General features: G+C 47.8%; 6 protein-coding genes and 1 rRNA gene (1 of these 7 running past the window's edge). 6 read left to right on the top strand and 1 reads right to left on the bottom strand.

The window, feature by feature from the left end:
• The 6 genes from rrf to WH45_RS05315 form a co-directional block, all read left to right on the top strand.
• Positions 1–97: ribosomal RNA gene (rrf, locus tag WH45_RS05340) — 5S ribosomal RNA — on the top strand; it begins 20 nt to the left of the window's first position.
• 228 nt (positions 98–325) lie between these two features.
• On the top strand, positions 326–2,068 hold the full coding sequence (locus WH45_RS05335) for a sensor histidine kinase (protein WP_407668014.1): 1,743 nt from the start codon (positions 326–328) through the stop codon (positions 2,066–2,068).
• 198 nt (positions 2,069–2,266) lie between these two features.
• Positions 2,267–3,040 carry a response regulator transcription factor gene (locus WH45_RS05330; protein ID WP_046213375.1) on the top strand — a complete coding sequence of 258 codons (774 nt, stop codon included), beginning with the start codon at positions 2,267–2,269 and terminating at the stop codon, positions 3,038–3,040.
• Between the two features lie 199 nt (positions 3,041–3,239).
• Positions 3,240–4,523, top strand: coding sequence for an extracellular solute-binding protein (locus tag WH45_RS05325; RefSeq protein ID WP_407668016.1), 1,284 nt, complete (start codon positions 3,240–3,242; stop codon positions 4,521–4,523).
• A gap of 238 nt (positions 4,524–4,761) precedes the next feature.
• Entirely contained in the window at positions 4,762–5,640 is an 879-nt protein-coding gene (locus WH45_RS05320) for a carbohydrate ABC transporter permease (protein ID WP_152663489.1), read from the top strand.
• A 17-nt stretch (positions 5,641–5,657) separates the two neighbouring features.
• Positions 5,658–6,548 carry a carbohydrate ABC transporter permease gene (locus WH45_RS05315; RefSeq protein ID WP_046213372.1) on the top strand — a complete coding sequence of 297 codons (891 nt, stop codon included), beginning with the start codon at positions 5,658–5,660 and terminating at the stop codon, positions 6,546–6,548.
• 124 nt (positions 6,549–6,672) lie between these two features.
• Here WH45_RS05315 and serS read toward each other — a convergent pair whose 3' ends face one another.
• On the bottom strand, positions 6,673–7,968 hold the full coding sequence (gene serS / locus WH45_RS05310) for a serine--tRNA ligase (protein ID WP_046213371.1): 1,296 nt from the start codon (positions 7,966–7,968) through the stop codon (positions 6,673–6,675).
• Positions 7,969–8,324: the final 356 nt, after the last annotated feature.

Genomic DNA, 8,324 nt, shown 5'->3' with positions numbered 1-8,324 from the left:
GGTTCCACACGTACCCATCCCGAACACGACCGTTAAGCCCTCCAGCGCCGATGGTACTTGGACCGCAGGGTCCTGGGAGAGTAGGACGTTGCCAAGCGACGAAAAGAAAGACGTTATCCAACTGGATAGCGTCTTTTTTGCATAGATTTTATTTATTTTAGAAACTGTAGAGACTTTAGAGACATAGGAGAGCATAAGCATCGTTTCTTTTGCGATTGGCTTATTTTCTAATACCTAACTTTCTGTTATTCTTACCTTTAATTGTATATTTATTTGTACATAAATGCATGAATCAGGAAGGAAAGGCGATGGGATGCTGTCTTTATTGAGAAAATGGAATACGCTGCGCAATCAGGTATTGTTTGTTTTTTTAGTGGTCATGGTCATTGTGCTGTTGATTGTAAGTGTCATGACCTTTCGGCCGATCTCTTCCATGCTGCAGGATCATACCGAGCATCAGATTCAGCAGGTGGCTGTAGAGGCGAATGGGCGGTTTGAGTCCCTATATGAACAAATTAATATGGTGTCCAAGCTGGTGACCACCAACCAGAATGTACAAAATGTACTGCTTCGCAAATACTACAATGATCCTGTCTCCTTTAAGGAACGCCAGAATTTAAAAGGAATTGTGAATACAATTCAGGCCAATTCGGATGGTATTTCGTCGTTTGAATTATATACGAAGCAGCTGGAAAGGGTTTTGCCTCTGGATGATGGGAGTCTATCCAGACGAGTCACCAAAGAATGGATTGCCAAAGCGGATCAAGCAGGAGGACGTCTGGTGTGGATTGGTAATGATTCGACCGACCGGAATTATTTTCTGGCTATCCGGCGTGTGAATTTAATGGATCGCAACTACAGCACTGGTGGGTATTTACTCGTCAGCATGTACCGATATTACTTTCAGTTTGCGAATCAGCAGCCTGCTGCGAAGACCGATCAGTATTCCCTTTTGCTGGGACAGCATATGGAGACGATCAGTTCCAATTATAAAGGGCCGCTAACGAACATTATTCATCATCCACAGCAGATGCCTATCGTTGAGCTGGAAAATCAGCGGTATATTATGGCCAGACAGCAATCGATGGTAACAGGTTGGACCGTTTTGATTCTCACTCCTGTAAGCGCTCTCTATAAGAGTATTGATGTGCTGCGTACGGGGATCATATATGCAGGGATTATTGGAATTCTTATTTTTTTCATTTGTTCCTATCTGCTGTCGACTATTATTACCAAGCCGATTCTGCGGCTGACGCGAACAATGCAGCAGGCGATTGAAGGGCCGCTGACGGTCAATCCGGAGATACATGCGGTCAATGAAATCAATGAGTTGAATAGCACGTATAATCAGCTGGTAAAAGAAACCAATCATCTGATCCAGATGGTATATGAGAAAGAGATCACCCGCAGCCGCAGCGAGCTCAAGGCACTGCAGGCGCAGATTAATCCCCATTTTCTGTTCAATGCGCTGGATGCACTGCGCTGGTCGCTGGAAGATCGGGATCAGGAAGAGCTGGCCGAACAGGTCGTAGCCATGTCTAATCTGTTTCGTTATACGATCAGTCGACAGGAGGGGGATGAGTGGGTACAGCTGCAGCAGGAGATTCGCCATATCGATAATTATATGGAAGTTATGCAAATGCGTTTTGGTGAGCGGCTGCATTATCAGATGGATATGCCGCCAGACGTATCACAGGTACGCATCCCTCGTCTGCTGATTCAGCCCCTGGTGGAAAATGCGATCCTGCATGGAGCGGGCAATAAAAAAGGAGATTGCACAGTCCGTGTGCTGGTAAGACCGAATCAAGAGGCTGGGCTGCTGTATATCGATGTACAGGATGACGGTCCCGGAATGGATGATACCACATTGGAAGAGATCCGGCACGCTATGCGCTCGGGAGGAATTGTCCGTCACCCGGATGAAGGGACAGGCAGCGGGATTGCATTATCCAATGTCTATCAGCGGCTGACACTGTATTTTCCTGATCTGATCGATCCGCTGCGGATAGAAAGCAAGCTGAACCAGGGAACCTGCATTTCTTTGGCAATTCCGATACAGTTCCATTAAAAATACAGCAGTTAAGCTGCGGGCTTATTAAACGACCAGTATATTAAGATTAGCTACAAGTATATTGAGTTGCAGATCCATTAAGCTAAATAACAGCGTTCTGGTAATCATGAGTACAGGTAATCCGATATGTGGAATCAATATACGTGGAATTAATACAGGTAATCCAACACATGGAACCAAAGGGGGATCAGCATTATGTATGCCAAGACCATTCTGATTGTCGATGATGAGCCGCGTACACGGCAGGGAATGAAAAAGATTCTGGATCAATGGTGTGATGGCAGCTACCGGATCGTGATAGCAGCAGATGGAGAGGAAGCGATCGGAATCATGAAGATGCAGAACGTTCATGTGCTGCTTACCGATATACGGATGCCGGAGATGAGTGGACTGACGATGCTGCGAAATATTCAAGAGCATGGTTTGTCGCCGGTCGTGATCTTGATTTCGGCGTATTCGGAATTTGTCTATGCCCAGGAAGCGATTCGGCTGGGTGTGGTGAATTATCTGCTCAAGCCGATCAGCAAAACGGATCTGATCGCTGCTGTAGAGATTGCTCTGCAGGTCGAGGAGAAGCAGACTCGAGCCATTATTGTCGAGAAAGTCGTGGATAACCGGCTGGTTCAGGTCAATGAGCAAAGTCAGACGGCTACTGAACGGGTACGCTCTGTCCTGCACTATATTGATACCCATCTGGAGGAAGACCTTACACTGAAGGAACTGGCAGATCATGTACATCTTAATCCCAGTTATCTGAGTGTGCTGTTCAAGGAGCAGGTACATCTGACTTTTAGCGAGTATGTGACTCGTCAACGTATCCAGCGTGCCAAAGAGCTGTTGATTTCGACCAGTCTGCCGGTTGGAGATATCGCCGAGCAGTCCGGATATCGTACCGCCAAGTACTTTATTAAAATTTTTAAGGAAAGTGAAGGCATTACCCCGAGCAGCTACCGCAAGTCGATCCACTAAACAAAAAGCAGGCGGTCTACTCTTATACCATTCATATACCAAACCTCCAATAAAAAGAGAATTTTTACCAATCGCTGTTGCCTTATGTGCATCGGAGCCAGCTGTTAGACTGAATCTATAGTCATACGGCTATAAACCGATGAAGGAGGTAGTTTCATTGACCAAAAAGAAAGCGCTTCCTATTGTGCTGGCTTTATTGATGATGTTGTCTGTTGCTCTTGCAGGATGTAATTCGACGGGGGAGAGTGCAAGTGGAAGCCAGGGTGGCGGCAGTGGGCAGACCGTAATCAAGTTTATGCATTTATGGCCGGAAGGCAGCTCCAATGCGCAGTATACGATTGTGAATGAGATCATACAGGATTACGAGAAGCAGCACCCGGATATCAAGATCCAGACTGAGATTCTCGGGAACGATCAGTATCGTGAAAAGCTGAAAGTATTGGCTTCCTCCAATGAACTTCCCGATGTAGGCATGACCTGGTCGGATGGGTTTCTCAAGCCTTATGTGGAAGGACAGCTCTTTACACCATTGGATGATGTGATCGATGCCAATTTGAAAGACAACTTTATTCCGGGTGTCAAAGAATCTTATGCGATCGATGGCAAAACGTATGGTATGCCGCTCGAACTGAATATTTCATACATTTTCTACAATAAGGAATTATTCAAAAAATATAATCTCCAAGTGCCCAAAACATACAGTGAACTCGAAAATATCGTCAAAACGCTGAATGACAATAAGGTGATTCCAGCTGCAGTAGGCAATAAGGAAGGCTGGCCGGGCTCATTCTGGTTTATGTATCTGGTGGACCGGATCGGCGGGCCAACGATTCTGACCGACGTTATCCAGGGTAAGCGCAGCTTTGACGATCCGGCGATTGTCCAGGCGGCTACGGAAGTACAGAGTCTGGTGGACATGAATACATTTGAGAAAGGAAACAGCGGTCTGTCCAACGATGAAGCCAAAGGGTATTTTATGAACGAGCAGGCGGCCATGTTCCTAACAGCAACATGGGAGCTGCCGAATTATACTACCAGTCCGGATGTTCCGCAGGCATTCAAGGACAAAATCGGTTATTTCAAGTTCCCGCTGTATGAAGGCGGCAAAGGAACAGACATCAACAGCTATGTCGGCGGACCGGGCGTTGGGCTGTTCGTGGCAGAGAATTCCGAGGTGAAAGAACAGGCCAAGGATTTTGCGGCTTTTCTGGTCAAAGAGTGGGGTGACAAATCGGTCACTGATGCAGGCGTCATTCCCGCTACCAAAGTGGACACGGACGGCAAAAAGCTGGATCCGATGTATGTAGAGATTTTGAAAGACCTGAGCACCGCTTCCAACGTCACTACTTATTTTGACACCCAGGCCAGTCCAAATGTGGCCGAACTGCATCATGACCTGATTGCTGCCCTGTTTGGCAAACAGATCACACCACAGCAATTTGTCCAGCAGACCGCGGCTGCACTGGCGGAAGAAAGCAATTAGCACGGTGTCGATGATGGTGAGTGCTGATTATGGGTCACTATCCGCAAAGGTTGCTTTATAGATGAAGAGGTAAAAACTATACCGTACTGAATAAGTTCGTATATTCTGGATACTGATTATCTCTCCATAGCCGGAAGGCTTATTTTGACGAATGCGAATGCTGTACCATACGTGTTTTGTGATTGAATGGTGGAAGGTGACTGAGCTGCCTTCCCCACTGTCAGGAGGAGGAATGCTTGTGAAAGCTGTCATGTCCAACAGGAGTGCGATTGCGCTGTATGTACTACCGGCGCTGATTCTGATTCTGATTATCATTTATATTCCCCTGGTGCTTACCGGTTACTATGGCATGATGGACTGGAAAGGCTTTGCACCGATGAAGTTTATCGGTCTGGGTAATTACAACAAGCTCATTCATGATTCAATGTTCTGGAAAAGCACCTATCATTCCGTACTGCTCGGCATCTGCTCCACACTCAGTCTGCTGATCTATCTGGCTGTATCGATGGTACTGGCCAGCCGGATCAAGGGTGCCAATCTGTTCCGCAAAATCTATCTGATTCCCATGCTGCTATCCTCGGTAGCGATTGCCCAGCTGTGGTCCAAAATCTATGATCCATCCAATGGCATAATCAATCATTTGCTGATCAGCATGGGTGTACAAAACCCGCCGCTCTGGTTGTCCGATCCGAATATTGTACTGTTTGCCATCTTTGTACCGATTGTATGGCAGTATGCCGGATTTTACATCATCATTTATTATGCCGCTCTTAAAAATGTACCGGAAGAAGTGATGGAAGCCGCTACAATCGATGGTGCAACACCATGGCAAGTAGCTACCCGAATCAAATTGCCGCTGATTGCTCCGGTATTCAAAGTTACGATTATACTGGCGCTGGTCGGTTCCCTGAAATATTTTGACCTGATCTTTGTGATGACCGGCGGCGGGCCGAATCATGCGAGTGAAGTGATGGCCTCCTATATGTATGGTGAAGCGTTCAGCAAATACAATTTCGGCTATGGCAGTGCGATCGGCTTTGCCCTGCTGCTGATCTGTCTGCTGATGACCTGGCTGATCCGCAAACTGACCACATCGGGCGAAGATGTCCAATACTGAGGGAGTGGATGAACATAATGAATGAATTTGCCGCACATAAAGGGTCCGACACTGTCCAGGATACACGGGTCAAAGCATCCTTTGGGAGTCGTCTCGGTTTTGGTGTACTTTATCTGATTCTTGGGATACTGGCGGTTATCCAGATCTACCCGCTGTTCTGGCTGCTTTTATTTTCACTGAAAACGAATCAGGAAGTATTCGGTATGTCACCATTTGCGCTGCCTCAGCATCCGCAATGGTCCAATTATCCAAAAGTATGGAGCCAGGGCCATATTAATCTGTATTTTTTCAACAGTGTCTGGTATACCGTGGTGGCTGTTCTGTTAACGATTGTGCTGGCCAGCTTTGTGACTTTTGCGATTACAAGAATGAATTGGAAATGGAGCAAGTTCGTGCTGGGATTGTTTATTGTGGGGTTGATGATTCCGCTACATTCCACATTGATCCCGCTGTTTAACTTTTTTAAACATGTGCATCTGATCGACAATCCGCTTTCGGTCCTTTTATCGTACACGGCTTTTAATCTGCCGGTGACAATTATGATTTTGCTCGGGTTTTACCAAGCCATTCCGCGCGAGATTGAGGAAGCGGGCGTAATGGATGGCTGCTCGGTGCACCGGATCTTTTTCCGGATTGTGCTGCCGCTGACGACGCCCGTGCTTGCCACCACAGCGATTATCAATATGATTTATAACTGGAATGAGTTTGTATTTGTGAATACATTTATCAGCTCGGACCGCTGGAAAACGTTGACGGTAGGGGTGAATAATTTTGTGGGGCAATATCTGACAGACTGGGGAGCGATCGGGGCTACACTGATGATTAGCATTCTTCCCATACTGATCGCCTTTTTGCTGCTGAGCAACCGGATTGTCGAAGGACTGGCTGCCGGTTCGGTCAAAGGGTGATATTTCATTTCGTAGACAGCTGTTGATAGATACGTTTAAAAGGAGCTTTCCTGATGGAGGCTCCTTTTAAACGTACAATAGGATTCACTGTGTAATAAGGCAAAGCAAACTATCCAAGCTCTATTCAGTTAATCGTGACAGGTGGGGCAGCCAGCAATTCCATCCCGTTCATATAAGGACGCAGGGCGGCAGGTATATAAATGCTGCCGTCTTCCTGCTGATGGTTCTCCAGCAGAGGAATCAGAATACGCGGCGACGCTACTGCCGTATTATTGAGCGTATGACAGAATCGCAGCTCTCCGGCTTCTGTACGATAGCGGATGTTGGCGCGGCGAGCCTGGAAATCATGCAGATTCGACGAAGAGTGAGTCTCCCCGTATGCTTGCCGCCCGGGCATCCAGGTTTCGATATCATACTGTTTGTAGGTTTTTTGGGACATGTCGCCGACGCATACCGCTACGACCTGATAAGGCAGCTCCAGCAGCTGCAGCAATTCTTCTGCATTGGCTGTAATTTCCTGATGAATACGTTCTGAGACTTCGGGATTGGCTTCGCAAAGGACAACCTGTTCGACTTTGGCAAATTGATGCACACGGTACAATCCGCGCACATCCCGTCCTGCCGAGCCTACTTCACTGCGAAAGCTCTGCGAGGCAGCCGCGAGACGAATCGGACCTTCCGCCAGATCAATGATCTCATTTTGATAATACGACACAAGCGCCACTTCGGAAGTACCGGTGAGCCAGTGATCTTCCTGCCCGATCCGGAATGTCTGATCCATGCCCAGCGGGAAAAAGGCCGTATGGTGCAGAGCCGAGCCGCGAACCATTAGAGGAACTTCCAGCGGAGTATATCCTTTGCCCATTAACAGGTCAAAGGCAAGCTGCTGGACGGCACGGTGCAGCAGCACACCGTTACCTTTCAGATAATAATGACGGCTGCCGCTGACTTTGACCCCGCGCGCAGTGTCGATCATGTCGTGCAGTTCGCCCAGCTCGATATGATCCCTCGCAGGAAAAGTAAACACTGGCGGCATACCGATCTGCCGCAGCAGTACGTTATCTTCGTCAGACTCTCCATCCGGTGTGTCCGGCGATACCGTATTGGGAACGATCGCCATCAGAGCATCATATTTCTCAAGCACCTGACTGGCCTGCTGCTCCAGCTTCTGCAGCTGGACGTTAATGTCCCTGACCCGCTGCTTCATCTCTTCGGCTGTATCAGCCGATGTACGGATCTGCTCGCTGATTCCGCGGGTGAGTGTGTTGCGCTGCTGACGCAGCTGTTCGATCTCCTGCAGAGTGTGACTGCGCAGCTGATGCTGTTCCAGCAGCTCTGCAATGGAGATTTGGATATGCTTTTTGTTGGCAATTTCCTGAAGGGTGTCGGCATTCTGTCGAATGTACTGAATATCCAGCATAGGTGGTTCGCTCCTTTTCAAATAGGCAATGCTGTTCACTGCCATGGATTCTGAAAAAACACAAAGAACGCTCCTCATCAACTTGGGACGAGGAGCGTTCTGCTCGCGGTGCCACCCAACTTGACCGGAGTACATGTCGACTCCGATCCGCTCAGGTTTCGCGATAACGGGCGAATACCGTTTAACTTAGGGATACAGCGTCATGTCTGTCACTTGCCGCTGTTCCTTGACGAGAACGCCTCCAGGTTGGATTCCTTTCAATGGCCGTTTCATAATATTTATTTGTGCTAGTGTACTGGATGGGAGGAATAACGTCAAGACGGCATATAAAACAACCGCAAAGATCTCCCGTCTGC

The sequence above is a fragment of the Paenibacillus wulumuqiensis genome (assembly GCF_000971965.1).
Lineage (GTDB): Bacteria > Bacillota > Bacilli > Paenibacillales > Paenibacillaceae > Saccharibacillus > Saccharibacillus wulumuqiensis.
This window is presented reverse-complemented; position numbering and strand designations above follow the sequence as displayed.